The following is a 23,783-nucleotide window of genomic DNA, read 5'->3' on the forward strand; positions in this document are numbered from 1 at the left end:
CGTGCTGCAAAGCATCATAAGCATTCGTTTGGCTGATGACCAGCGGAAAGCTATCCTTTGGTCAGTTTCGAGGTCTTGCCAGCGGTGCGTCCGGGCGGGGCTTGGGAATACCCGTTATTTGGACCCTTAGGAGGTCGTTATGCTGATCTTGACCATTGCCACGAAGCCGTTCGCGTCCGTTTTGGGTGTCGTTGCGCGCATCGCTGCGCGAGGGTTTGCCGGCGTAACGTCGCTCACGAAAGCGATCATCCATCGCCGCGAGGTCCTGCGCCTGACTGAGCTCGACGAACGCGGCCTCAAGGATATCGGCCTCGTCCGTTCCGATGTCGAAGGCGCGCTCGCCACCTCCTGGCTCGACGATCCCTCGACCATTCTCGCCGCCCGCTCCGGTGCGCGTTCGGGCGTCGCCTCGGCGCGGCGCGCGGAAGGGGTTCGGCAGGCTCAGGTGAAGGCTCCCGCCATGAAGGCCGGGCCGGTCGCCAGGCAACCAGTCGCCAAGCAAGCGGTTGCGTGCAGCGCCTGACCCCTTGGGGCTGCGCGTTCCTGTGGGCGGAGGCTTCGTGCTTCCGCCCTTTTTCGTGTCTGGGCCGCAGGCGGCGCGTCATCCCGGTCTCGTCCCTGGGTGCAATTCCTACCTCCGCGGCGGCGTACGTGCCGATGCTTGTGCCGCTTGATTGATTTCCTGCTGATTTGAGCGCTTTTGTGCGGCCGAGAAGCCAAGACTAACTCAAAATTCACCAAACTCGGCAAACTCTCCTGTCCATGCCGCGCCGGGAGAGCGCGTATCATTGCGATGCGGGGATGTCGGACATGCGGTTTTCGGTGCGCCTTCAGGATCTGGCCATTCGGACGAAAATCGCCATCCCCCTGATCATCATCGGGGCGATCAGCCTGGCGACCGCCATTTATGGCGGTCGCGAACATGGCCGGATCCAGAAGACCTATTCCGACCTGATTTCCCAGCGCGCCACCGCGATCCTCGATGCGGCCCGCGCCACCCGCGCGATGAGCGACATCTCGCGCGATCTCTACAAGTCGATCGCCTATCCCGACTACATGAAGCAGAACACCACCGCGATCGAGGACGTGCGCAAGTCCTATGATCGTGCGCTGGCTCGATTGACCGACGCGAAGATCAGCTTTCCGCAGAAGGCTGCGGATTTCGACGCGCTGGCGCGAAATTTCACGGCGTTGAAGGCGCAGGTCGACGATATCGTCGCCATGGCGGGGCGCGACGAGGATCTCGCCGCCCTCTCCGTGATGTCGCAGCTCGACAAGATGATCAGCGAGATCGTGACGGCGGCGGACACGCTGAACGACAGCGTCAAGGCCGATACGGAAACGACCTCCGGCCAGCTCGACGCCGAGGCCCAGACGCTCAATCAGCTCGTGCTCGCCTTGTCGGCGCTCGGCATGCTGCTTGGCCTGGTTGGAGCCATGGTGCTGGTGCGTCAGTCGATCACGCGGCCGCTTGACCTGCTGAAGCAGCGCATGGGCGATCTCGCCGGCGGCGACTACCGGATCGCCATCGACGGCCAGACCCGCAAGGACGAGATCGGCGCGATGGCGCGCGCCGTCCAGATCTTCAAGGACAATGGCCTGGCGGTCCAGCGCCTCGAGGCCGAAACGGCGGAAGGTCGCGAAGCTTCGGATGCGCAGCGCGTGGAGATCGAGCAGGAGCGGGCCGAGCATGCGCGCGAGCAGGAGCGGCTGGCGGCAGAGCAGCGGCAGGTGATGGATCTGCTGGCGAACGGGCTCGATCTGCTTTCGCAGGGCGATCTCACCTATCGCATCGATGCCGAGGTGGCGGCTGAATACGAGAAGCTGCGCGACGATTTCAACCTCGCCGTCGGCCATCTGTCCGAGACGGTCAGGACGATCCAGGCGACATCCGGCGATGTCGGGAATGCGGCGCGCGAGATCAATATGGGTGCCGACGACCTGTCGAAGCGGACGGAAGAACAGGCCTCCTCGCTGGAGGAGACGGCGGCCACCACGGAGGAGCTCGCGGCCTCGGTGAAGGCCTCGGCGACGGCCTCCAGGCAGGCTGTTGCGCTCGCCGACGAGGCGATGGACGTGGCGCGAAAGGGCGGGGTGATCGTTGGCGAGGCCGTCGACGCGATGGCGCGGATCGAGGCCGCCTCCCGCAAGATCTCCGACATTACCTCCGTCATCGACGAGATCGCCTTCCAGACCAACCTGTTGGCGCTGAACGCCGCGGTCGAGGCCGCTCGCGCCGGCGATGCCGGCAAGGGCTTTGCGGTCGTCGCCTCCGAGGTCCGCACCTTGGCGCAGCGCTCGGGGGCAGCGGCCAAGGACATCACCGCCCTGATCACCGAATCGGGCGCGGAGGTCGCGCAGGGCGTCGGTCTCGTCCGCTCCGCCGGCGAGGTTCTGGAGCGCATCGTCGAGGCCTCGCGCAAGGTTTCCGCCACCGTCTCCGACATCTCGGCTGCGTCGGCCGAACAGGCCAACGGCATCGACGAGATGAGCCAGACCGTGGCGCATATGGATGAGATGACCCAGCAGAATGCGGCCCTCGCCGAGGAAAGCGCGGCCTCGGCCACGGCCTTGTCGGATCAGATTCGACGCCTCAACGCGCTGGTCGCGAGTTTCCGCACCAATGCCGATACCCAAGGATTGCGCGAGCTCGCCGCGGTCATGACGCGCGAGGACGCGAACTGGCAGTCGCGCCGCGTCGCCTGACGAGCCTCGGTTCCAAGACCGGCAGGGCGGCGCCCGTCCTTTCTGGTGAGGTCAGCGCCGGCCCGGACCGCCGAACATGCCGTCGAGGATCGATTTCAGCGCGTCCTGGTGGCTGTCCTGCACCTGGCGGCCATGCTCGAACATCTGGTTCAACGCATCGAGCCCGATCGAGCCTGGTCCGGTCGCCGAGGAGGGTGGTGGCGCGTCGTCGGGCTGCTCCTGCGGCTGGGCCTGGGCGTTGCGGCTCGTCGGGGCCGGCGCGGGCTCGGCGTCCGGCTGCTGCGCGCCGCCCAGCATGCCGGTCAGGATCTGGCCGAGAAGCCCGCCATCCAGCGGGTTGAGCGGGTTGCCGCTGGCCTGACCGCCCGGCATTTGCCCGCCGCCGAAGGGGCCGCCCCCCTGGGCCTGACCCGTCGGTGCTTGGTTGCCGAACAGCCCGCCGAGGATGGTGTCGAGCGGGTTGGCGGGCGCCTGCTGGGGCGGGGGCGATGCGGGCTGCTGGCCCGGCATCTGCCCGCGCATCATCTCGGTGAACTGGCCCAGGATGCCGCCGAGGCCCTGATTATTCGCCGATTTGAACAGCCCGCCCATCACCATGGAGGCGATCACCGGCAGCATCTGCTTGAGGATGGCCTGGCCGACGCCGCTCGTCGCGGCTGCCTGCGCGGCGACGGCGTTACTGATCTCCTTGGAGCCGAAGAGCTGGCTCAGCACATCGTTGCCCATCGTCTGGGCATGGGCGGGAATGGCACCGCCGCCGGTCTCGAACATCTGGCCGAAGGGCGTCGCGGTCATCATCTGCGCGAGGTTCAGGAAGGCCTGGGGATTTTGCGTCTGGCGCTGCAGCCCCATCGAGAAGGCGGGCAGCAAGGCTTCGATCGCCGACTGCGTCTGCTGCTGGCTGAGCCCGTATTGCCGGGCGATGTTCTGCATGGCCTGCCCGTTCTGGGCCTGCTGCATCATCTCGAACAGGTTCATCATGGCGCGCCTCCGGTTCAGGCATCGCGCCGGAAATGCGGGAGCGATGCGATGATCTATCTGCGGTCTGCCGCCGCCTGGAGCGGAACGATAGCAGCGCCAGTTCGCGAGGCAAGCGAGCCTGCCCGTGACGCGCCCTCGCGCTCCAGCCGGGCGATGCCGCGATAGGCGAAGACGAGCGCGATGACGCCGAAGACGACGGCGCCGAAGACGCAGCCTACCAGGGCGCCCTTCGGCCCGGCATAATGGGCTCCCACGAAGGCGAGCGGTATCGTGCCGAGCGTGGCCCGGCCCCAGCTGAACAGCGTGGAGAGCAGCGGCATGCCGAGATTGTTGAAGGCGGCGTTGGCGACGAAGAGCAGGCCGACGAAGATCCACATCGGGCCCGCGATCAGGCAGAAGAATGCCACCAGCTCCGCCGTCAGTCCCGTCGCGCCGAAGATCGTGACGATCTGCCCGCGCAGCAGCACGAGCAGGAGCCAGGCGACGACGACGCAGGCGACCGCGAAGAGCGCCGAGTCGGTCAGGCCGCGCCGCATCCGGTCGAAGCGGCCGGCACCCCAGTTCTGGCCGAGGATCGGTCCGACCGCGCCCGACAGCGCAAACAGCGCGCCGAAGGCAACGGGGACGAGCCGGTCGATGATCGCCAGCGCCGCGATCGCGGCATCGCCGAAGCGCGCCATCAGCCCGGCGAAGACGGCGTTGGCGATCGGCGTCGACAGATTGGTCAGGATCGCGGGCCCCGCGATCGCCATGGTCTTTCCCGTATCCTCCGCAAGCGCGGCATAGGTGGGTCTGGCGACGATGTCGTGAACCTTGACCGCGCCATGGAAGCCGACCGCCGCGATGATGATGCGCGCCAGAACGATGGCGCAGGCCGCGCCATTGGGGCCGAGGCCGAGGCCGAAGATGAAGAGCGGGTCGAGCACTGCGGTCGCCAGCCCGCCGCCGAGCGTCACGAACATGGCGCGTCTCGCATCGCCGACGGCCCGCAGCACGCCGGAAAAGCCCATGCCGAGCGCCATCAGCACATTCGACGGCAATACGATCCAGAGGAAGGAATAGGCCACCACATAGGATTCGCCATGGGCGCCGAGCGTGCGCAGCAGCCAGGGCAGTCCGGGCAGGACGATGATGCTCAGCGCCAACGCCGCCAGCGCCATCAGCGCAAGCGTCGAGCCGGCGAGGCGCCTTGCGCTGCCGCGGTCGCCTGCGCCGAGCGCGCGCGCCGTCAGGGCCGTGACCGCGATCATCAGCCCGATATTGATCGAGATCATCAGGAACAGGACGATGGTGGCATAGCCGACGCCCGCCGTCGCCTCCGGCCGGCCGAGCCAGGAGACGTAGAGCAGAGAGAGCAGGTCGACGACGAAGACCGCCATCAGCCCGGCCGAGCTGGTCGCGGTCATCACCGCGACATGGCGCATGATCGGGCCGCTGACGAAGACCGCCTGCGGCCCGGCCGGGCGCGGGCTCACCGCTCGGGCTCGCCGACGCCGCCGACAGCGACCTCGGCTCCGCCATCCTCGATGACCTCCTGGGTCTCGGGCGTGAGCGCCTTGGATTTGCCCTTGGGCTGGACCAGCGGCTCGGGCGTGACGCGCGGCACCTTGTTGAGCGCAGCGGCGATGCCCTCGGTGAACTGGATCTCCATGCGCTGGGCGTCGCGGTCGCGGACATGGTCGATCACCAGGCTCGCCTCGTCATAGTTCAGCCCGAGCCCTTCGAGCGTGACGCGGCCGAAGCCGAGCGCGGATTCGAAGGTCTCGCGCATCTGGTAGTCGACATTGGCCTTCATCAGGTCGATGGCGTGGATGCGGTCATAGGCGCGCGCATGCAGGCGCACATTCGGGAACTCGGCCTTGGCCATCTCGACGATGCGCAGGGCTGCATCCTTGTTGTCGATGCAGACGCACAGGATGCGGGCCTTGCCCGTCCCCGCCGCGCGCAGCACGTCGAGCCGCGTGCCGTCGCCATAATAGATCTTGAAGCCGAACTTTGCGGCGGAGCGGATCCGCTCGACATCCGAATCGATGATGGTGACGTCGACATGCTGCAGCAGCAGCGCCTGCGTCACGATCTGGCCGAAGCGCCCGAAACCGATGACCACGACGGAGGGCGCGTCCACGCCCTCGAAATCCTCCTCCATCGTCTCGGGCGCGGCGCGCGAGAGCAGGACGCCGTCGATGAGCTTGGCGACGACCGGGCCGATCAGCATCGAGATCGCCGCCAGCGCCGTCGCGATCGCGCCCTGACGCTCGTCGAGCAGGCCGAGCGAGACGCCCAGCGGCAGCAGCACGAAGGCGAATTCGCCGGCGGGCGAGAGCAGGGCGCCGGCCCGCACGGCCTCCGTCATCGAGGAGCAGGACGCGCGCAGGATCGAGGCCGCGACCGCGATCTTGAACAGCACCAGCAAAGGCGCGGCCAAGGCCAGCAGCAGCCAGTTGTCGAGCACGAGCTTCAAGTCGAGCGACATGCCGACCGCCATGAAGAACAGGCCGAGCAGCACGCCGCGGAACGGCTCGATATCTGCTTCCAGCTCATGGCGGAAATGCGAATCGGCCAGCAGCACGCCAGCCAGGAACGCACCCATCGCCATGGAGAGCCCGACATGTTCCATCAGCAGCGCCGCACCCAGCACGATGAAGAGGGCGGCTGCCGTCATCACCTCCTTGGCGCCGGTCTTGGCCAGGATGCGGAAGAACGGGTTCAGCACATAGCGCCCCGCCAGCACGATCACGGCGATGGCGAGGAAGGCTATCCCCAGACCCGTCAGGGCCTGGCCGGCGCCGCCGGGCTTGGCCTCGGTCGTCGTCGCCAGCAGCGGCAGGATCGCCAGAGCGGGCGCGATCGAGATGTCCTGGAACAGCAGGATCGAGAAGGTGCGCCGGCCATAGGGCTCGTTGCCGTCACCGCGCTCCTCCAGCAATTGCAGCGCGATCGAGGTCGCAGACAGCGCCAGCGCCAGCCCGACCGCGACCGCCCCGCCGACGGACAGGCCAAACCACCAGGCCGCCGCGCCGATGACGCCTGCGCTCAGCGCCATCTGGGCCAGGCCCGCGCCGAGAATGTCCTTGCGCATTGAATAGAGCCGCGACGGCTGCAATTCGAGCCCGACCAGGAAGAGCAGCAGCACGACGCCGATCTCGGCTGTGCCGCGGATCGCGTCGGGGTCCTTGATCACCGCCAGCACCGAGGGGCCGATGATGATGCCGGCTGCGAGATAGCCCAGCACCGCCGAAAGCCCGACCCGCCGGAACAGCGGCACAGCGATCACGGCGCCGGCGCAGAAGGTGAGGATCGGCGGCAGATAGCTGGTATGGGAGACGTCGGCCATGAGGTACTCGTCGCGGGCGGGATGGGGCCTGCGCCCGCATGCGGAACCGGCCTGCGGACAATCTAAGGTCGCCCGTTCGTTTCTGCGAGGGGTTAGTGAGGGGGCACAGCCTGGTTCCGTGCCGCAGGAATTCGGTCGCGATCCTATCGACCTTTCGCCACGAGGCCGCAATATGCGTCGCACCGGCCGCGCTATGTCGGCTCCGCCGATGTGGCTTGGCGTTGCCCTGACACGCCGCGCTCACGCCGGCAGCCCCGATCACTTGGCCGATGGCGAGCCGGGGAGGGCCGTGCGCCCTCGACCATGATGTCTCGCAAGGCCAAGGCTGCGCCCGCGGCCGGTCAGGCGGCGGCCGGCGCGTTCTGGCGGAACGGCGCCATCTGCGCTTCCAGCGCGCGGGCGAAGGCTGGGCGATTGAGGCAGCGCGCGCGATAGGCTTCGAGCGTGGGGAAGCGCGCGAGGATGTCGTCGGGCACATCGCGCAGCACCGTCGCCATGATGAGATCGCCGGCCGTGAAGCGCCCGTCGAGATAGTCCTTGCCGGCGAGCCAGTCGCTCAGGGCCTGCAGGCGCATCACCACCATCTCGACGATCTGTGGGCGGCGCTCGATCGTCCAGGCCTCGCCCTTGTGGAAGATGTCGGTGCTGGCGAGCCCGGAGACATGCGGCTCGATCGAATTCAAGGCCGCCAGGACCCAGGTCGTCACGCGGGCGCGGCCGGCCTCGTCCACGGGCGCAAGCGCCGAAGATTTCCGCGACAGGTAGAGCACGATCGCGCCCGATTCGAACATCTCGACGCCGCCGTCGCGATAGGCCGGCACCTGGCCGAAGGGCTGCCAGGCGCGATAATCCTCGGACGTCTGGTCGTCGCGGCCGATCAGCGTCGCCTCATAGGGGATGCCGGCTTCTTCAAGCGCCCAGCGCACGCGCAGGTCGCGGACATGGCCCTGCGCGAAGGACGGAACCCAGCGAAAGGCGGAGACATGGGGCGTGGAGACCTGGGGCGTCATGACGTTCTCTCCTGGTTGTGCGAACTTGCGGTCATGCCCGGCCAAGTCATGCCCGGCCAACTGGCCAGGAGGGTGAGACCGTGTCGCGTTTGTGCCGGGTCTGGAGCGTCGAGCGTCGCTTCCAGAGCCTCGTGCATGGCAAGCCAGACCGGCAGTGCGGCCGCGAGCCGCTCATGGCCGGCTCGCGTCAGGGCCGCGCGGCGAGCCCGGCGGTCCCTGGTATCGGCGTGGATCGTCGCAAGCCCGTCGCGCATCAGCGGCTTCAGGGCGGCGGTCAAGGTCGTGCGGTCGGCGCCGAGCACGCTGGCGATCTGGCTGATCGAAGCGGCGACCGGGCGGTTGAGCGCCATCAGCAACGAGAATTGCTCGTTGGTCAGGCCGTATGGGCGCAACGCCTCGTCGAAGCGCCGCGCCAGAACGCGTGCCGCGCGCTGCGCGTGCAGGCACAGGCAACGGTCACGGACCGTCAGGGTCGTCTCGAACGGGATCATCGCAGCCAGCATGCGACGAAAAAGAGGTTGATATCAACTTATATGTCAACAGGCCGTGCCCGCTGCGATGGCTGCCCGGCTATGCGGTCGCCGTTGAGCGGTTTCCTTGACATCGTCCCTTTCACCCCGAAAGAAGGCGCTCATTCTCTGGAACGATATCCGCGCGTGAAACCGCCGCTCGACATCCTGCTCTGTGCCCCCCGCGGCTTCTGCGCCGGGGTTGTGCGCGCCATCGACGCGGTCGAGAAGGCGCTGATCCTGCATGGCGCGCCGGTCTATGTCCGCCATGAGATCGTGCACAACAAATACGTCGTCGAATCGCTGAAGCGGAAAGGTGCGGTCTTCGTCTCCGAATTGTCGCAGGTGCCCGATGCGACGCGGCCGGTGATCTTCTCCGCCCATGGCGTGGCGAAATCGGTTCCAGCTGAAGCGGGCGCGCGCAATCTCTTCGCCATCGACGCGACCTGTCCGCTGGTCACCAAGGTGCATCGCGAGGCGGAGGTGCATCACAAGCGCGGCCGCCACATCCTGCTCGTCGGCCATGCCGGCCATCCCGAGGTGATCGGCACCATGGGGCAATTGCCCCCGGGCGCGATCACCTTGATCGAGACGCTCGACGATGTCGCCGCGCTCCAACCGCCGGTCGGCCAGCCGCTTGCCTATGTCACGCAGACGACGCTCTCGGTGGACGATACCCGCGAGATCGTCGCCGCCTTGCAGACGCGCTTTCCCGATCTGATCGCGCCGCACAAGGAAGATATCTGCTACGCCACGACCAACCGCCAGGAGGCGGTCAAGCGCGTCGCGCCGCAGGTCGATGCGCTGATCGTCGTCGGCTCGCCCAATTCCTCGAATTCGCAGCGCCTGCGCGAGGTCGCCGAGCGCGCCGGCTGCCCGGCGGCGCGGCTCGTCCTGCGCACCGACGAGATCGATTGGTCGGTCTTCGGCGCCATCCGCAGCCTCGGCATCACGGCCGGCGCGAGTGCGCCGGAGGTGCTGGTCGAAGAGATCATCGATGCCTTCGCGCAGCGTTACGACGTGCGTGTCGAGACGGTCTCGACGGCCGATGAGAACGTGTTTTTCCCGCTGCCGCGCGAATTGCGTGGCGAAGCGGCGCCGACCGCGGCCGAGTGAGCGCAAGCAAGAGAGAGCGAGCTTTGGCCGTCTATACCGAAGTACCTGATGATGAACTGGCCGCCTTCGTGGCGCGCTACGGCATTGGCGATCTGCTGGCCGTCAAGGGCATCGCCGAGGGTGTCTCCAACTCGAATTTCCTGCTGCACACGACGCAGGCCTTCTTCATCCTGACGCTCTATGAGGAGCGGGTGGATGCCGGCGACCTGCCCTTCTTCATCGGCCTGATGGAGCATCTGGCCAGGCGCGGGCTGATCTGCCCTTTGCCGGTCAAGGATCGGGACGGGCAGGCAGTGGGCCAGCTTGCGGGCCGCCCGGCCGCGATCGTCACCTTCCTCGACGGCATTTCGGTGCGCCGCCCCAACGTGACGCATTGCGCCGAGGTCGGGCGTGGACTCGCCCTGCTGCACCAGGCCGGCGCGGATTTCGGCATGGAGCGGGTGAATTCGCTGGCGGTGCCGGGCTGGCGGCCTCTCGCCGAGCAGGCTGGCGCGGCGGCCGACACGGTCTCGCCGGGGCTCGGGCGGCGCGTGATGGCCGAGATCGAGGCGCATGAGCGTTCCTGGCCGCAGGACCTGCCGCGCGGCGTCATCCATGCCGATCTCTTCCCCAACAATGTCTTCTTCATCAAGGACAGGCTCTCGGGGCTGATCGACTTCTATTTCGCCTGCACCGACGCCTTTGCCTACGACCTTGCCATCTGCCTGAACTCCTGGTGCTTCGAGGCCGACGCCTCCTTCAACCTGACCAAGGGCCAGGCGCTGCTGGCCGGCTATGAGAGCGTCCGCACGCTGACGCCGGCCGAGGTTGGGGCGCTGCCGCAGCTCTGCCGCGGCTCGGCGCTGCGCTTCCTGGTGACGCGACTGGTCGACTGGCTGAACGTGCCGCCCGGCGCCCTGGTGAAGCCGCTCGATCCGCTCGAATATGATCGCAAGCTCGCCTTCCACCAGCGCGTGACGGATGCACGGGATTATGGATTGAAGCGATGAGCGACGTGGTCGAAGTTTGGACGGACGGGGCCTGCTCGGGCAATCCCGGCCCCGGCGGCTGGGGCGCGATCCTCTCCTTCAAGGGCATGCAGAAGGAGCTGTCGGGCGGCGAGGCCATGACCACCAACAACCGCATGGAGCTGATGGGCGCGATCTCCGCCCTGGAGACGCTGACGCGGCCCTGCACCGTGGCGCTGCACACCGACAGCCAGTATCTGCGCCAGGGCATCACCGCCTGGATCCATGGCTGGAAGAAGAACGGCTGGAAGACCGCCGACCGGAAGCCGGTCAAGAACGAGGAGCTCTGGAAGCGCCTCGACGTTGCGCTCGGGCGCCACAAGATCGAGTGGAAATGGGTCAAGGGCCATGCCGGCAACGAGATGAACGAGCGCGCCGATGCGCTGGCGCGCGCGGGCATGGCGCCGTTCAAGCCGGGGCGGTGAGCTGAGTAGGCGTGCCTGTGCCGCCTATGGCTTCGCCACAGCCGGGCATTTGCTCTCGGATAGCGGCCAGACAGTCTCCTCCGGAGCGATCGTCCGGACGATCTCGAAATAATCCCAGGGCCCCTTCGAATCCGCCGGCTTCTTGACGCGGGCGAGATACATCTCGCGCAAGACACGGCCGTCGCCGCGGATCGTCGCGCCCTTGGTGAAGGCGTCGTTGATCGGCATGGCTTTCATCGCGGCGGCGACCTTATCGGGATCGTCGGTGCCCGCTTCCCTGATCGCCTTGAGATAGTGCAGCACGGAACCGTAGACCCCGGCATGGAGCATCGAGGGCATCATGCCCGTGCGCTCCATGAACAGCTTCGACCAGGCGCGCGAGGCCTCGTCCCGATCCCAATAGGAGGCGGTGGTCAGATAGGTGCCCTGGGTCGCCTTCAGCCCGAGGCTGTGGACGTCCTGCAGGAAGAAGATCAAGGCCGCCAGGCTCTGCCCCTGTTCCGTCAGCCCGAATTCGCCGGCCTGCTTGATCGCGTTGATGGTGTCGTTGCCCGCATTGGCGATGCCGATCACCTTCGCGCCGGAGCTCTGGGCCCGCAGCAGGAAGGACGAGAAGTCGGCGTTGTTCAGCGGGTGACGCACGGAGCCCACGACCTTGCCGCCATTGGCCTCCACCACATCGGTCGCGTCCTTCTGGAGCTGGTGGCCGAAGGCGTAGTCGGAGGCCAGCATGAACCAGGAGCTGCCGCCGGCCTTCACCACCGCCGCGGCCGTGCCGTGCGACACCGCATAGGTGTCGTAGGTCCAGTGGAAGCCGTAAGGCGAGCATTGCTCGTTGGTCAGCGCCGTCGTGCCGGCGCCGGAATACATCACGATCTTCTTCTTTTCGCGGGCGAGCGACTGGATGGCCAGCGCCACGGCGGAATTGGGCACGTCGACGATCGCATCGACCTTGTCGATATCGAACCACTGGCGCGCGATCGTCGTGCCGAGATCGGCCTTGTGCTGATGGTCGGCGGCGATGATCTGGATCGGCTTGCCGAGCACAGTGCCGCCGAATTCCTTCACGGCGAGCTCGGCCGCCACGACCGAGCCCTTGCCGGTGATGTCGGCGGTGACGCCGGCCATGTCGGTGAGCACGCCGATCTTGACGACATCGTCGCTGACCTGCGCCTGTGCGGTGCCCAGGCCGGTCAGCGCCAGCAGCGCTCCGGCCAGCAGAGTGGTCTTCATGGTGTTTCTCCCCGTTTTTTCGGCCGCTTGCCGCGGCGTCTCGATTGAGTGCGGTTTTCAGAGGCCGCGGCCGCGCAGCCAGCCGATCAGCCGGTCGGCGACGACGTCGCTGTTGTCCTCGATCATCGGCATATGGCCGTTGCCGGTGATGCCCTCATCCGGCAGCCAGACGAATTCGGCGCCGAGATAGCGGGCCGTCGCCTCGTCCATGGCGCGTGGATGGCGCGGGTCGTGCTCGCCCGTCACGATGAGGATCGGGACGCGCGCAAGCGCGGCCGGGTCGGCGATCCGCAGGCCGCGTCCGCCGATGTTGAAGCGCTCGTTGAAGAGCCGGGCGCTCTCGGGAACGATCGAGAGCCGATATTGCGCGAAGGCCTCGTGCGGGAAGCGCGGCGCATTGGCCCAGAAGCTGCGCATGAACGCATCATCGACCGTGACGGGGCGATCCTCCGGCAGCATCACCGGGCAGCCGAGGCTGACATCCTGGCTCAGCCGGGCGACGGCGGCGGGATCGTCCGGCAAGACCGGCAGGATATTGGCCGGAGCCCCCGGCGCGACGCCGATGAGGGCGGCAACCGCATGTGGCGCGCGCTCCGCGATCCACCAGCCCATCGGCCCGCTGGCGGAGTGGACGAGCAGGATGGCCGGGCCGACCCTGTCGAGGAGAACAAGCAGAGCCTCGGCGATGTCGCGGGTCGACAGCCGCGCTAGGTCCCTGCAAGCCGGAGAGCGCCCATGTCCCGGCCAGTCGACGACGAAGGCGTCATGGCCGGCGGCCGTGAAATGGGCCGCCCAGCCTTCGCGGCCGTCGGGCGCTGCGAGATAGCATTGCCCGGTATGGCATCCGCCATGGACCATGACGACCGGCAGGCGAGGCGGCGCCGTCATGGCCGGGAGATGGTCGACATAGATCGGATGCGCCGGCGTGCCGCTGAAGAAGGCGCGGCCATACAGGATGGGCGGCGCGACAACGTGGGAATCGGCAGGAGCCGTGACGTTCATGCGATCCTCCCCGGGAGATCGCTACGAGGCGATGTCCTCTCATTGCCGGGGATGGTAGGACTGCCGCGCCATGACAGCAACAAAAAAGTCTCATATGAGACCTATTTCAGAACCCGATGATGCGGGCCACGGCGAGGATGGGCTGCGGGCCATCCTCAACGGCACCGATATCCCGACCGCATACAAGATCGGCTACATCCTGAACTTCTACCGCGAGCCGTCATTCCGCCGGATCGAGGCGGAGTTCGGGCTGACACGGCCGGAGATCGTCATCCTGCTTGCCCTGCATTTTCGCGACGGGATCACGGCGGCCGAGTTCTGCGAGTTCTCCGGCCATCTCAAGGCGGGCGTCAGCCGGGCCGTCATAGCGCTGGAGAGGAAGCAGCTCATTCGCCGCCAGGCCGACAGCGCCGACAGCCGCCGCCAGCGCCTGTTCATCACCGATGCCGGCCGTGCGCTCTATCAGCGTTATGCGCCCGCCTTGCGCACCCGCGAGGCGGCCATGCTGTCCTGCCTGTCACCGGCAGAGCGCGAGCAGTTCGACCGTCTGCTCGACAAGCTCGCGGCGCATGTGCCGCATTGGGGCTCGCTCTCGGAGCTGTAGTGGGGGAAGCGCGCTTGGCCGCCACAAGATCGAGTGCAAACGAGTCAAGGGCTATGCCGGGCCGGATGAATGAGCGCGCCGACGCGCTCGCCCGTGCCGGCATGGCGCCATTCAAGCCGGGTCGGTAGGGCGCACGGGCATGGCGCCGCCCCTTCCCAGCTCGGACCAGGTTGTGAGAGGATCGTCGGCCTGAACGGTTCATGTCCACGGAGTCTCGCGATGCCCAAAGCCTATTGGCTCAGTTCCTATCGCTCGGTCAGCAATCCCGACGCGCTCGCGGCCTATGCCAAGCTGGCTGGCCCGGCCATTGCCGCCGGCGGTGGCAGGTTCCTGGCGCGCGGCTTGCCGGCACAGGTCTACGAGGCCGGGCTCCAGGAGCGCACCGTGCTCATCGAGTTCGACAGCGTCGCGCAGGCGCAGGCGACCCATGACAGCCCGGCCTATCAGGAAGCCCTGGCCGCGCTCGCCGGCGGAGCGGAGCGCGATCTCCGCATCGTCGAGGGCGTATAGAGCACGCTGATTATCCACGGAAACAGACCGTCATTCCGGAGCGGCGAAGCCGCGCCGCTTCGGAAGCCTTCGTAGAGCGCGGGAGCCCTCCGGTGGATCGCGGGGCAAGCCCGGAATGACGGCGATGGCTGAGCCTCACCTCCAGCCCAGCCCCGGCGCGACATGCTTCAGGATCATCTCGATGACATGGGTGTTGTAGGCGACGCCGAGTTGGTTGGGCACTGTCAGCAGCAGCGTATCGGCTTCAGCGATCGCCTCGTCCTGCGCCAGCTCCTGGATCAGCTTGTCCGGCTCGGCCGCGTAGCTGCGCCCGAAGATCGCGCGGGTGCTGTCGTCGATGAATCCGACCTGATCGTCGCTTTGGTTGCCGCCGCCGAAATAGGCGCGGTCGCGGTCATCCACCAGCGCGAATATGCTGCGGCTGACCGAGACGCGCGGCTCGCGCGCATGTCCGGCCTCCTTCCAGGCCGCGCGATAGGCGCGGATCTGCTTGGCCTGCTGGATGTGGAAGGGCTCGCCGCTCTCGTCGTTCTTGAGCGTCGAACTCTGCAGGTTCATGCCGAGCTTGGCGGCCCAGATTGCGGTGGCGTTGGAACCGGCGCCCCACCAGATGCGCTCGCGCAGCCCCTCGGAATAGGGCTCGAGCCGCAGCAAACCGGGCGGGTTGGGAAACATCGGCCGGGGGTTGGGCTTGGCGAAACCCTGTCCCCGCAGCAGGTCGAGGAAGACCTCGGCGTGCCTGCGCCCCATATCGGCGTCGCTCTGGCCCTGCGCCGGCTCATAGCCGAAATAGCGCCAGCCATCGATCACCTGCTCCGGCGAGCCACGACTGATGCCGAGCTGCAGGCGCCCGCCGGCGATGAGATCGGCGGAACCGGCATCCTCCGCCATGTAGAGCGGGTTCTCGTAGCGCATGTCGATGACGCCGGTGCCGATCTCGATGCGGCTCGTCCTGGCGCCGACGGCGGCAAGCAGCGGGAAGGGCGAGGCGAGCTGGCGCGCGAAATGGTGCACGCGGAAATAGGCGCCGTCCGCGCCCAGCTCCTCGGCTGCAACAGCAAGATCGATCGATTGCAGCAGCGTGTCGCCCGCCGAACGCGTCTGGGATTGCGGCGAGGGCGTCCAATGCCCGAACGAGAGGAAACCGATTGTCTTCATGGCTCGACGCCTGTCGCTGCCCGCGAACGCAGCTGCGCTCCGCGGAAAGAGGGATGTCCGAGCGGCTGGCGCGGGCACCATGCCGTCCGACGGATGTGTCCCTCATATAATGGGCCGCAGCAGTGCCAGGGTTGCATGCACGCACACGCCCCCATGCGCCGGCGCAGTGCTGACCGGTGCAGTCCTGGCTGGCGCGGTCTTGGCTGGCGCGGTCGCGGCAGGGACGGCGACAAGCCGTGCGGAGTTCGTCAGCTCAGCGCCTGCCGATAGACGATGAAGCCGGATTTGTCCGCGACCTTGTCGTAAAGCTCCTGCGCCTGCAGGTTCGTCTCATGGGTCTGCCAGTAGACCCGGAAGGCGCCCTTGGCCTGGGCCATCTCGCGCACGGCCTCGATCAGCTTGCGCCCGACGCCACTGCCGCGCGCCTCGGTCACGGTGAAGAGGTCCTGCAGGTAGCAGATGTCCTTCGCGCTCCAGGTCGTGCGGTGCAGCACCCAGTGGACGATCCCGAGCGCTTTGCCGTCGCGCTCGGCGATGAAGCCGCCCATCGGCTCCGTGCCGCCGGTGAGGCGGGCGAAGGTCAGGTCGTACAGTTCCGGCGACAGGGCGCTCTTGTAGAAGGTCAGATAGCCTTGCCAGAGCGGCTCCCAGGCGGCGCGGTCGCTCGCAACGAGCGGGCGGATGGTGATGTCTGACATGGCTCGACCCCCAAGATAGGTGCGAAGGCTAGCGCGCTCCTCGGGAGCTGTCTCATGACAAGGCGAGATCGCATCGATCAGCGCGGCATGGGCATCGAAACGGCCCGAGCCTTGTCCGGCAGGAGCCCGCCCGAATCCGCTGCATGAAAAAGCCCGCGACGCGGTGCGTCGCGGGCTCGCATCTGCGCGGCCAGGGGAGGCTCAGAGCTGCGTCAGCAGATTCTCGGCACCGGAGATCTCGGCCTTGCCCGGGCCTTCCTCGATGTTGAGCGAGGTCACGACGCCGTCCTCGACGATCATCGAATAGCGCTGCGAGCGGGTGCCGAGGCCGAAGCCGGAACCGTCGAGCGAGAGGCCGATCTCCTTGGCGAAGTCGCCATTGCCGTCGGAGAGGAACTCGATCACGCCCGCGCCGCCGGTCGCCTTCGACCAGGCGTCCATGACGAAGACGTCGTTGACGCCGGTGACCATGATCGCGTCGACGCCCTTGGCCTTGATGTCGGCGGCGTGGTTGAGATAGCCCGGCAGATGGTTCTTGTGGCAGGTCGGCGTGAAGGCGCCGGGAACGGCGAACAGCACGACCTTCTTGCCCTTGAACAGATCGTCGGTCGTCTTGGCGGCGGGGCCGTCCGCGGTCATCACCCGGAACGTCGCCTGGGGAAGCTTGTCACCTACCTTGATGGTCATAGCGCCTGTTCTCCGTGAAGCCTGCGGCTTGCGCCGCGAGGTTCACGAATTAGGGCTTGGCGGCGGGGATGTCGAGTTCCAGCCGCGTCTCGACCGCATTCGGCGAGCCGCGCACTGTGACGATGAACGGCGTCGGCCCCGAGGCGCCCTTGGGCCTGTCCTTGAGCCTGACCTTGGCGAGAACGGTTCCGTCGGCCTGCGGGAACAGCATGGCCTTGCCGAAGGACCACATGCCGGGCCCCTCGACGAAGACATCCTCGACCTTGCCGTCGGGCGGGGTGCGCAACACGAATTTGAGGCCCTGTACCGGCGAGGTTTCATCCAGCCGCGCCTCGGCGATCGACAGCATGTCCTTGTGCTCGCCGAGCTTGGCGCGCACCGGGACACGCGCCTCGAACTGCTCCAGCCGTGGTGAGGTCACGGATGTGACACCGGGCTCCAGCCAGAGCCGGGCCTCGCCCTTTGTGGGAATGCAGATCTTGTCGCAGACGGCATAGTCGAGCTTGAGCATCAGCATGACGGGCTTGGCCGGGTCGACCGGCTGCACCGAGACCGGGATGACGACCTCCCCGACATAGCCCAGCGAATAGCCCACGCCGTCGGGGAAGCGTTCGGGCGCCGGCCAGCGCACGTCGAGGCCGCCGACATTGTCCGAGCCGCTCCAGTCGAACACCGGCGGCACGCCGAAGTCGCCTGGGCTGCGCCAATAGGTCTTGTAGCCGGGAGCCAGCGCGATCTCGATGCCGACGCGTTGCTTGCCGGACGGCGCGGTCGCGCCCGCGATCAGGCGCAGCGACGCATTGTCGCCCTTCGACCAGGACGACATCACCGCCTCCTGCGCGAGGGCAGGGGCGCTCAGCGCCGAAGCGGCGATCGCGAGCAAGGTCAAAACGAGTTTCACGATGCTGACTTATGTGTTCCGGCGCGAAATAGCGAATACCGTCCACTCATTTTCGGCAACGATTGCGTGAAGTGCATGCGTGCAGTGGATGCAGCATGATTGGGGCGCAATCGCGATCTCCGATTTTCATGCGCGCCCCCCGGTTCCCAGCGCGGGGGAAAGTGATCTAGCATGGGCTTATGAAGATTGGCTCAAATCAGCGCGTCAGCGGCCGCAGCTATCTCGACGGGCAATGCTTGATCGCAATGCCCGGTATGACCGACGCGCGTTTCAGTCGCAGCGTCATCTATGTCTGCGCCCATTCCGAGGATGGCGCGATGGGGATCATCGTCAACAAGCCGGCCGCCGACACCAAGTTCCCGGACCTCCTGGTCCAGCTCGACGTCATTCCCTCGGACGAGCTGATCCGCCTGCCGAGCCAGGCCGAGCGCATGCAGGTGCTGCGCGGCGGGCCGGTCGAAACCAAGCGCGGCTTCGTGCTCCACACCGCTGATTTCTTCCTGGAATCGGCGACGCTGCCGATCGATGACGGCATCTGCCTGACGGCGACGCTCGACATCCTGCGCGCCATCGCCATCGGCAGCGGGCCGGAGAACGCGATCCTTGCGCTGGGCTATGCCGGCTGGGCTGCAGGCCAGCTCGAGAGCGAGATCCAGTCGAATGGCTGGCTGCATTGCGCGGCTGACCCGGAGCTGCTCTTCGACGACGGCATCGAGACGAAATATCACCGCGCTCTCGGCAAGATCGGCATCGACCCGGCCTTCCTGTCGAGCCAGGCCGGGCACGCCTGAGCCTCACCGTCATTCTCGGGCCCGACCCGAGAATCTCTGGCACGAGATGCTCGGGTCGAGCCCGAGCATGACGCGCGTGCCTCAAGCCGCCTCGGACGAGCTCGCGGCGGCAGCCCCGACGAGGCGCCTCGCCTCGGCCGCGCTCATCGGCTGGCCGAAGATGTAGCCTTGCGCGTATTGGCAGCCGAGCTGGTAGAGCTCGATCGCGTCGGACTCGCTCTCTGCGCCCTCGGCGACCACGTCCATGTGCAGGTCGGCGGCGAGCTGGACGATCGAGCGCAGGATCACCGGCGGCTTGCCGTTGCCCATCTGGCGCACAAAGCTCTGGTCGACCTTGATCGTGTCGAAGGGGAAGCGCTGCAGATAGGACAGCGAGGAGTAGCCCGTGCCGAAATCGTCCAGCGACAGCCCCGCGCCCAGATCGCGGATGCGGCTGAGCATCTGGGCGGCGTATTCCGGGTTCTCCATCACCAGGCTCTCGGTGATTTCGAGCTTGAGCGTACCGGGCAGCACGCGCCGGCGGCCGAGCACGGTCTTGACGTCATGCAGCAGGTCGTGGCGCAGCAATTGCCGGCTGGAGACGTTGACGCTGGCGAAGATCGGCGGGTCGACCTCGAGCGCCGCCTGCCAGGCTTCCAGCTCGCGCGCCGTGCGGTCCATGACATAGACGCCGAGATCGACGATCAGCCCGGTTTCCTCGGCGATGGCGAGGAAGTCCTGCGGCATCAACCGCCCCTCGCGCTGATGGTCCCAGCGCACCAGCGCCTCGAAGCCGGCGATGGTGCGGTCTTCCAGCCGGACGATCGGCTGGTACATCACCTGGATCTCGCCGCGCTCGATAGCGCGACGCAGATCGCTTTCGAGTGCCAGCCGGTCGTTGCGGTCGGTCCGCATCGCCGGCACGAAGACCTCGATCTTGTTGCCGCCCTGGCGCTTGGCATGGGCCATGGCGAGCTCGGCGTTCTTCAGCGCATCGTCCTTGCGCGCAGCGGGCGCCGGGTCGAACAGGGCGAGCCCGATCGAGGGCGTCAGGAAGATCTCCCGCTCCGCGAAGGTCACCGGCGTCGAGACGGCGCGGCGCACCAGCTCGGCCAGCGCCAGGATGCGCTCGGGGTCGCGCTCCGAGACCAGGATCATCGCAAAGGTGTCGCCGCCGATGCGGGCGAGCGTGTCCTGCGCCCGCAGCAATCGCCCGAGCCGGCGCGCCAGCGTCAGTAGGATCGAATCGCCGGCGGAGAAGCCGACGGATTCGTTGACCTGCTTGAACCGGTCGATATCGATCACGAGCACGGTGGGGCGGATGTTCTCGTCGGCGCGGCAGAAGCCGAAGATCGCGCCCAGCCGGTCCTGGAAGAGCTTGCGGTTGGGCAGGCCGGTAAGGTTGTCGTGGACCGCGTCGTGCAGCAGCCGCTCCTGCGCGGTGCGCTGCTCGGTGACATCAGACAGCGTGCCGATGACGCGGATGACCTCGCCGTCGGAGCCGATGACCGGCCGCGCCTTGAGGTTGAACCAGTGATAGGCGCCATTGGCCGAGCGCAGGCGGGAATCGAGGTTGAGCTTGCCGCGGCGCTGCTCCAGCACCGCGTCGAGCGTCACGCGGTAACGATCGCGGTCGGCGACATGCATGTGTTCGAGCCAGCGCGCGGCCGAGCCTTCGAGCGAGCCGCGCGGCAGCCCGAGCAGCGACTCGATCTGCGGGGAGACGAAGATCTTGTCGGCGGTGACGTCCCAGTCGAAGACGAGGTCGCCGGCGCCCGAGAGCGCGAGCGCCCGCCGCTCCGTATCCGAGACCAGGCCTTGCGACACCGCGCCGCCCGCAAAAGCATGCTGGATCACGGTGAAGCCGATCAGCAGCACGATCAGCACCAGGCCGCCCAACAAGGCAGGCGCGACCAGATCGCGTTGAAATTGCCCGGTTACGGTGAAGCCGGCGGCGGTGACCCAGACCGCGAGCAGGAACCAGGTCGGGATCAGCATCACGGCGCGCTCATAGCCATGCGTCGCCAGATGCAGGATCAGAACGAAGCCGACTGCCGCGACCGCGGCGATCGAGATCCGCGCGATGCCTGAGGCCATCGGCGCGTCGAATACGGCAAGGCCGAAGAGCCCGGCAAGGCCGAGGATCCAGACGATGGTGACGTGGCTGTAGCGCACATGCCAGCGCGCGAGATTGAGATAGGCGAAGAGGAAGACGAGCAGCGTCGCCGCCAGCACCACCTCCGCCCCGGCGCGATAGATGCGTTCGATCGCGGGAGTCAGTGGGAAGATGCGCTGGAAGAAGCCGAAATCGAGCCCGGCATAAGCGAGCACGGCCCAGGCGAGCGCAGCCGCGGCCGGAAAGATCACCGCGCCCTTGACCACGAAGATGATGGTCAGGAACAGCGCCAGCAGGCCGGCGATGCCGATGATGATGCCCTTGTAGAGCGTCAGCCCGTTGGTCTTCTGGCGATAGGCCTCCTGCTCGTAGAGATAGAGCTGCGGCAGGTTCGGCGATTTCAGCTCGGCGACAAAGGTCACCGTCGTGCCGGGGTCGAGCGTGATCAGGAAGACGTCGGCATCCGGGCTCGCCTCGCGGTCGGGGGAGAGGCCCTGGCTCGCGGTCACAGCCTCGATGCGGCGGTCGCCGAGATCGGGCCAGATCACGCCTGAGCCGATCAGCCTGTGGAAGGGCGCGACCAAAAGCCGGTCGATCTGCTCGTCGGAATCATTGGTCAGCGCGAAGACGATCCAATCCGGCCGCGCACCGGATTCGCGCGCCCTGACCGCGATGCGGCGCACGATGCCGTCGGGCCCCGGCGCGGTCGAGATCTGGATGACGTCGCCGTCCGACTTGTTGCGCTCGACCACATTGGTCAGGTCGATCACCGGCGTGTCGACGGGAACGCGCACGGCTTCGACGGCAAGCGCCGGGCTCGCCGTCTCGACGGCGAACCAGAGCGCGAGGCCGGCAAGCGCGAGGCCAATCCGGAGAAGTCGATCAGGAAGGGACAAGCGCGGCTCGGAGCTGGGACGGAAAGCGATCATTCGAATGCTAGAGCCTTGCGCGAAAAAGTGGGTACCGGTTTTTCGCATGAGCAATGCTCTAAACTTTTAGAAGCGATCACGTCGCATTCGGAGGGAACCGTCCGAATGCGACGTGATCTAGTAACCAGTCGTATCGGCGGCTCATGGCGAGGGCAAGGCGAGGAATCGGCCAGCCCACCGTCACTTTTCCATCGGCAGACGGTCGCTGGACAGGGCAGCATAGAGCAGATGATCGGCCCAGGAGCCGTTGATGCGCAGATAGGCCCGCGCCATGCCCTCGCTTTGGAAGCCGACCCGTTCCAGCAGGCGCTTCGACGGTTCGTTGTTGGGCAGGCAGGCGGCCTCGACGCGGTGCAGCGCGAGATCCTGGAAGGCGAAGCGCAAGGCGCCGCGCACGGCTTCGGTCATGTAGCCCTTGCCGGCATGGCGCTCGCCCATCCAGTAGCCGAGCGTGCAGGCCTGGGCGACGCCGCGCCTGACGAGCCCGAGCGTCAGCCCGCCGAGCAGGATTTCCGAGCGCGTGTCGAAGATGAAGAGCGAATAGGCCTCGTCGGTCGCGATCTCGCGGGCGGCACGCTTGACCCGCAGGCGGAAGGAGGTGCGCGTCAGGTCGTCCTCGTTCCAGACAGGCTCCCAGGGCGTCAGGAATTCGCGGCTTTCCATGCGCAGCACGGCCCAGGCGGCGTAGTCGGTTGCAACAGGCGCGCGCAGCACGAGGTTTTGCGTGCGGATCAGCGGGCGCGTCGGTGGATCCGTCGAGAAGCGGAAGAGCGCCATCGCGGTTCAGTCCGGGACGCGGGCTGCGTGGAGCAGGCGCTGGGCCGGCGGCAGGCCCTGCAGCGGTCCGACCGCCGCGACCGTCGGCTGGTGGCCGAGCAGCGAGCGCCCGGCGGCGCGGACGTCTTCCAGGGTCACCGCATCGAGCCGCGCGGCAAGCTCTTCGCGCGGAATGGCGCGGCCGAAGAGCAGCACCTGTCGCGCCATCTGCTCAAGCTTGCCGCCGGGGCTTTCAAGCGAGGCCAGAAGCCCGACCTTCATCTGCGCCCGGGCGCGCGCGACCTCGATTTCGCTGACGTCCTCGGCCGCCTGGCGCAGGCAGGCGAGCGCGACGTCGATCAGTTCGCCGACATCCTCGGGCGCGGTGCCGGCGCTGATGCCGAACACGCCGCAATCCGAGAAGGGCCAATGGAAGGCGTCGATCGCATAGGCGAGGCCGCGCTGCTCGCGGACCTGCTGGAACAGCCGCGACGACAGCCCGCCGCCGAGCACCGAGGAGAAGATCTGCAGCGGGTAATGTGCGCCATTGCTGAAGGGCTGGCCGGGAAAGCCGAGGACGAGATGGACCTGCTCTTCGTCGCTCTTGATTCGGGCCTCGCCGCCGCGATAGTGGCCAACGTCGCGGGGGGGAGCGGTGGCGGGCCCCGGGGGCAGGGCGGAGAGATGCTTTTCCGCCAGGGCGACGAGTTCGGCATGGTCGACGGCGCCCGAAGCCGCCAGCACCATGTTGCCGGCATGGTAGTGCCGCGCCAGATAGGCGCGGATCGCATCGGGTGTGAAACCCTTAACCGTCTTGGCCGTGCCCAGGATCGGCCGGCCGAGCGGCTGGTCGGGAAAGGCGGCCTGCAGGAAGCGATCATAGACGAGGTCGTCGGGCGTATCCTGGACGGCGCTGATCTCCTGCAGGATCACGCCCTTCTCGCGCTTGAGTTCCTCGGCGGTCAGCGCCGGCGCGGTCAGGATATCGGAGAGGATGTCGACGGCCAGCGGCAGGTCGGAGCCGAGCACGCGAGCGGTGTAGCAGGTATATTCGACCGATGTCGCGGCGTTCAGATCGCCGCCGACACTCTCGATCTCCTCGGCGATCTCGAGCGCATTGCGCCGCGCCGTGCCCTTGAAGGCCATGTGCTCGAGCAGATGGGCGAGGCCGTGCTCATGGGGCAGCTCATCGCGCGAGCCGGCGCCGATCCAGATGCCGAGCGAGACCGTCACGGCATGGTCCATATGCTGCGAGACGATGCGCAGGCCCGAGGGCAGCGTCGTCAGCCCGACATCGGGATCGTGCATGCCATGGCCGTTGCCGGTCGGCG

At 67.2% G+C, this 23,783-nt stretch carries 22 protein-coding genes; 8 read left to right on the forward strand and 14 right to left on the reverse strand.

Annotation, left to right across the window (positions count from 1 at the left end; all coding sequences use genetic code 11):
* Positions 1 to 139 precede the first annotated feature (139 nt).
* Positions 140 to 523: a YjiS-like domain-containing protein gene (locus tag CYD53_RS18740; protein WP_103719596.1), complete on the forward strand. Its 384-nt coding sequence runs from the start codon at positions 140 to 142 to the stop codon at positions 521 to 523.
* Positions 524 to 810: 287 nt separating this feature from the next.
* Positions 811 to 2,706, forward strand: coding sequence for a methyl-accepting chemotaxis protein (locus tag CYD53_RS18745; protein WP_181011931.1), 1,896 nt, complete (start codon positions 811 to 813; stop codon positions 2,704 to 2,706).
* A 51-nt stretch (positions 2,707 to 2,757) separates the two neighbouring features.
* On the opposite strand, the gene CYD53_RS18750 is transcribed toward CYD53_RS18745, so the two are convergent.
* The 5 genes from CYD53_RS18750 to CYD53_RS18770 all read right to left on the reverse strand — a co-directional run bounded on the left by CYD53_RS18750 (position 2,758) and on the right by CYD53_RS18770 (position 8,522).
* Positions 2,758 to 3,687, reverse strand: a complete 930-nt coding sequence (locus CYD53_RS18750; RefSeq protein ID WP_103719598.1) for a DUF937 domain-containing protein — start codon at positions 3,685 to 3,687, stop codon at positions 2,758 to 2,760.
* Between the two features lie 53 nt (positions 3,688 to 3,740).
* Positions 3,741 to 5,162 carry an MATE family efflux transporter gene (locus CYD53_RS18755; protein WP_245928317.1) on the reverse strand — a complete coding sequence of 474 codons (1,422 nt, stop codon included), beginning with the start codon at positions 5,160 to 5,162 and terminating at the stop codon, positions 3,741 to 3,743.
* Complete coding sequence (locus CYD53_RS18760; protein ID WP_103719599.1) at positions 5,159 to 7,021, reverse strand: monovalent cation:proton antiporter-2 (CPA2) family protein; 1,863 nt, start codon at positions 7,019 to 7,021, stop codon at positions 5,159 to 5,161. The genes CYD53_RS18755 and CYD53_RS18760 overlap by 4 nt, the downstream gene beginning before the upstream one ends.
* A 341-nt stretch (positions 7,022 to 7,362) precedes the next feature.
* Entirely contained in the window at positions 7,363 to 8,031 is a 669-nt protein-coding gene (locus CYD53_RS18765; RefSeq protein WP_103719600.1) for a glutathione S-transferase family protein, read from the reverse strand.
* Positions 8,028 to 8,522: a MarR family winged helix-turn-helix transcriptional regulator gene (locus tag CYD53_RS18770; RefSeq protein WP_245928318.1), complete on the reverse strand. Its 495-nt coding sequence runs from the start codon at positions 8,520 to 8,522 to the stop codon at positions 8,028 to 8,030. The genes CYD53_RS18765 and CYD53_RS18770 overlap by 4 nt, the downstream gene beginning before the upstream one ends.
* A 165-nt stretch (positions 8,523 to 8,687) precedes the next feature.
* On the opposite strand from CYD53_RS18770, the gene ispH reads away from it, so the two are divergent.
* The 3 genes from ispH to rnhA are packed head-to-tail and all read left to right on the forward strand — an operon-like array spanning position 8,688 to position 11,088.
* The gene (gene ispH / locus CYD53_RS18775; RefSeq protein WP_245928319.1) at positions 8,688 to 9,656 is read left to right on the forward strand and encodes a 4-hydroxy-3-methylbut-2-enyl diphosphate reductase; all 969 of its coding nucleotides are present in this window, start codon (positions 8,688 to 8,690) and stop codon (positions 9,654 to 9,656) included.
* A 23-nt stretch (positions 9,657 to 9,679) separates the two neighbouring features.
* Positions 9,680 to 10,645, forward strand: coding sequence for a homoserine kinase (locus tag CYD53_RS18780; protein ID WP_103719602.1), 966 nt, complete (start codon positions 9,680 to 9,682; stop codon positions 10,643 to 10,645).
* Positions 10,642 to 11,088 carry a ribonuclease HI gene (rnhA, locus tag CYD53_RS18785; protein ID WP_103719603.1) on the forward strand — a complete coding sequence of 149 codons (447 nt, stop codon included), beginning with the start codon at positions 10,642 to 10,644 and terminating at the stop codon, positions 11,086 to 11,088. Before CYD53_RS18780 ends, rnhA begins: the two co-directional genes overlap by 4 nt.
* A 24-nt stretch (positions 11,089 to 11,112) precedes the next feature.
* Here rnhA and CYD53_RS18790 read toward each other — a convergent pair whose 3' ends face one another.
* Both CYD53_RS18790 and CYD53_RS18795 read right to left on the reverse strand, forming a co-directional pair.
* Positions 11,113 to 12,321 (reverse strand): ABC transporter substrate-binding protein, encoded by a 1,209-nt coding sequence (locus tag CYD53_RS18790; RefSeq protein WP_103719604.1) that lies wholly within the window; start codon positions 12,319 to 12,321, stop codon positions 11,113 to 11,115.
* 57 nt (positions 12,322 to 12,378) lie between these two features.
* Positions 12,379 to 13,323, reverse strand: coding sequence for an alpha/beta fold hydrolase (locus tag CYD53_RS18795; RefSeq protein WP_103719605.1), 945 nt, complete (start codon positions 13,321 to 13,323; stop codon positions 12,379 to 12,381).
* 94 nt (positions 13,324 to 13,417) lie between these two features.
* Here CYD53_RS18795 and CYD53_RS18800 point away from each other — a divergent pair, with 94 nt between their 5' ends.
* Together CYD53_RS18800 and CYD53_RS18805 are read left to right on the forward strand one after the other, a co-directional pair.
* Positions 13,418 to 13,927, forward strand: a complete 510-nt coding sequence (locus tag CYD53_RS18800; protein WP_245928320.1) for a MarR family winged helix-turn-helix transcriptional regulator — start codon at positions 13,418 to 13,420, stop codon at positions 13,925 to 13,927.
* Between the two features lie 219 nt (positions 13,928 to 14,146).
* Entirely contained in the window at positions 14,147 to 14,437 is a 291-nt protein-coding gene (locus CYD53_RS18805) for a DUF1330 domain-containing protein (protein WP_103719607.1), read from the forward strand.
* Positions 14,438 to 14,572: 135 nt separating this feature from the next.
* Here CYD53_RS18805 and CYD53_RS18810 read toward each other — a convergent pair whose 3' ends face one another.
* From CYD53_RS18810 to CYD53_RS18825, 4 genes are all read right to left on the reverse strand, one after another.
* Complete coding sequence (locus CYD53_RS18810; protein ID WP_103719608.1) at positions 14,573 to 15,595, reverse strand: LLM class flavin-dependent oxidoreductase; 1,023 nt, start codon at positions 15,593 to 15,595, stop codon at positions 14,573 to 14,575.
* A gap of 248 nt (positions 15,596 to 15,843) precedes the next feature.
* Positions 15,844 to 16,293, reverse strand: a complete 450-nt coding sequence (locus tag CYD53_RS18815; RefSeq protein WP_103719609.1) for a GNAT family N-acetyltransferase — start codon at positions 16,291 to 16,293, stop codon at positions 15,844 to 15,846.
* A gap of 201 nt (positions 16,294 to 16,494) precedes the next feature.
* Positions 16,495 to 16,980 (reverse strand): peroxiredoxin, encoded by a 486-nt coding sequence (locus tag CYD53_RS18820; protein ID WP_103719610.1) that lies wholly within the window; start codon positions 16,978 to 16,980, stop codon positions 16,495 to 16,497.
* Between the two features lie 49 nt (positions 16,981 to 17,029).
* A complete protein-coding gene (locus CYD53_RS18825; protein ID WP_245928321.1) occupies positions 17,030 to 17,881 on the reverse strand; it encodes a protein-disulfide reductase DsbD domain-containing protein in 852 nt (283 codons plus the stop codon).
* A 179-nt stretch (positions 17,882 to 18,060) separates the two neighbouring features.
* On the opposite strand from CYD53_RS18825, the gene CYD53_RS18830 reads away from it, so the two are divergent.
* Positions 18,061 to 18,672 carry a YqgE/AlgH family protein gene (locus CYD53_RS18830; RefSeq protein ID WP_103719611.1) on the forward strand — a complete coding sequence of 204 codons (612 nt, stop codon included), beginning with the start codon at positions 18,061 to 18,063 and terminating at the stop codon, positions 18,670 to 18,672.
* An 81-nt stretch (positions 18,673 to 18,753) separates the two neighbouring features.
* Here the strand turns inward: CYD53_RS18830 and CYD53_RS18835 are convergent, their stop codons facing one another.
* From CYD53_RS18835 to CYD53_RS18845, 3 genes are all read right to left on the reverse strand, one after another.
* On the reverse strand, positions 18,754 to 21,696 hold the full coding sequence (locus tag CYD53_RS18835; protein WP_103719612.1) for an EAL domain-containing protein: 2,943 nt from the start codon (positions 21,694 to 21,696) through the stop codon (positions 18,754 to 18,756).
* A gap of 180 nt (positions 21,697 to 21,876) precedes the next feature.
* Complete coding sequence (locus CYD53_RS18840; RefSeq protein ID WP_103719613.1) at positions 21,877 to 22,473, reverse strand: GNAT family N-acetyltransferase; 597 nt, start codon at positions 22,471 to 22,473, stop codon at positions 21,877 to 21,879.
* Positions 22,474 to 22,479: 6 nt separating this feature from the next.
* Positions 22,480 to 23,760, reverse strand: coding sequence for a M16 family metallopeptidase (locus CYD53_RS18845; RefSeq protein ID WP_103719663.1), 1,281 nt, complete (start codon positions 23,758 to 23,760; stop codon positions 22,480 to 22,482).
* Between the last annotated feature and the right edge of the window lie 23 nt (positions 23,761 to 23,783).

Source organism: Allobosea psychrotolerans, from assembly GCF_002917105.1.
Classification (GTDB): domain Bacteria; phylum Pseudomonadota; class Alphaproteobacteria; order Rhizobiales; family Beijerinckiaceae; genus Allobosea; species Allobosea psychrotolerans.

What these genes read in the sequence shown, in the direction of transcription:
- CYD53_RS18790 (WP_103719604.1), bottom strand. Translation starts at nt 12,321, where the DNA reads ATGAAGACCACTCTGCTGGCCGGAGCGCTGCTGGCGCTGACCGGCCTG.
- CYD53_RS18805 (WP_103719607.1), top strand. Translation starts at nt 14,147, where the DNA reads ATGCCCAAAGCCTATTGGCTCAGTTCCTATCGCTCGGTCAGCAATCCC.
- CYD53_RS18810 (WP_103719608.1), bottom strand. Translation starts at nt 15,595, where the DNA reads ATGAAGACAATCGGTTTCCTCTCGTTCGGGCATTGGACGCCCTCGCCG.
- CYD53_RS18795 (WP_103719605.1), bottom strand. Translation starts at nt 13,323, where the DNA reads ATGAACGTCACGGCTCCTGCCGATTCCCACGTTGTCGCGCCGCCCATC.
- CYD53_RS18835 (WP_103719612.1), bottom strand. Translation starts at nt 21,696, where the DNA reads ATGATCGCTTTCCGTCCCAGCTCCGAGCCGCGCTTGTCCCTTCCTGAT.
- CYD53_RS18760 (WP_103719599.1), bottom strand. Translation starts at nt 7,021, where the DNA reads ATGGCCGACGTCTCCCATACCAGCTATCTGCCGCCGATCCTCACCTTC.
- CYD53_RS18745 (WP_181011931.1), top strand. Translation starts at nt 811, where the DNA reads ATGCGGTTTTCGGTGCGCCTTCAGGATCTGGCCATTCGGACGAAAATC.
- CYD53_RS18830 (WP_103719611.1), top strand. Translation starts at nt 18,061, where the DNA reads ATGAAGATTGGCTCAAATCAGCGCGTCAGCGGCCGCAGCTATCTCGAC.
- CYD53_RS18840 (WP_103719613.1), bottom strand. Translation starts at nt 22,473, where the DNA reads ATGGCGCTCTTCCGCTTCTCGACGGATCCACCGACGCGCCCGCTGATC.
- CYD53_RS18740 (WP_103719596.1), top strand. Translation starts at nt 140, where the DNA reads ATGCTGATCTTGACCATTGCCACGAAGCCGTTCGCGTCCGTTTTGGGT.
- CYD53_RS18765 (WP_103719600.1), bottom strand. Translation starts at nt 8,031, where the DNA reads ATGACGCCCCAGGTCTCCACGCCCCATGTCTCCGCCTTTCGCTGGGTT.
- CYD53_RS18750 (WP_103719598.1), bottom strand. Translation starts at nt 3,687, where the DNA reads ATGATGAACCTGTTCGAGATGATGCAGCAGGCCCAGAACGGGCAGGCC.
- rnhA (WP_103719603.1), top strand. Translation starts at nt 10,642, where the DNA reads ATGAGCGACGTGGTCGAAGTTTGGACGGACGGGGCCTGCTCGGGCAAT.
- CYD53_RS18770 (WP_245928318.1), bottom strand. Translation starts at nt 8,522, where the DNA reads ATGATCCCGTTCGAGACGACCCTGACGGTCCGTGACCGTTGCCTGTGC.
- CYD53_RS18815 (WP_103719609.1), bottom strand. Translation starts at nt 16,293, where the DNA reads ATGTCAGACATCACCATCCGCCCGCTCGTTGCGAGCGACCGCGCCGCC.
- CYD53_RS18845 (WP_103719663.1), bottom strand. Translation starts at nt 23,760, where the DNA reads ATGCACGATCCCGATGTCGGGCTGACGACGCTGCCCTCGGGCCTGCGC.
- CYD53_RS18800 (WP_245928320.1), top strand. Translation starts at nt 13,418, where the DNA reads ATGAGACCTATTTCAGAACCCGATGATGCGGGCCACGGCGAGGATGGG.
- CYD53_RS18820 (WP_103719610.1), bottom strand. Translation starts at nt 16,980, where the DNA reads ATGACCATCAAGGTAGGTGACAAGCTTCCCCAGGCGACGTTCCGGGTG.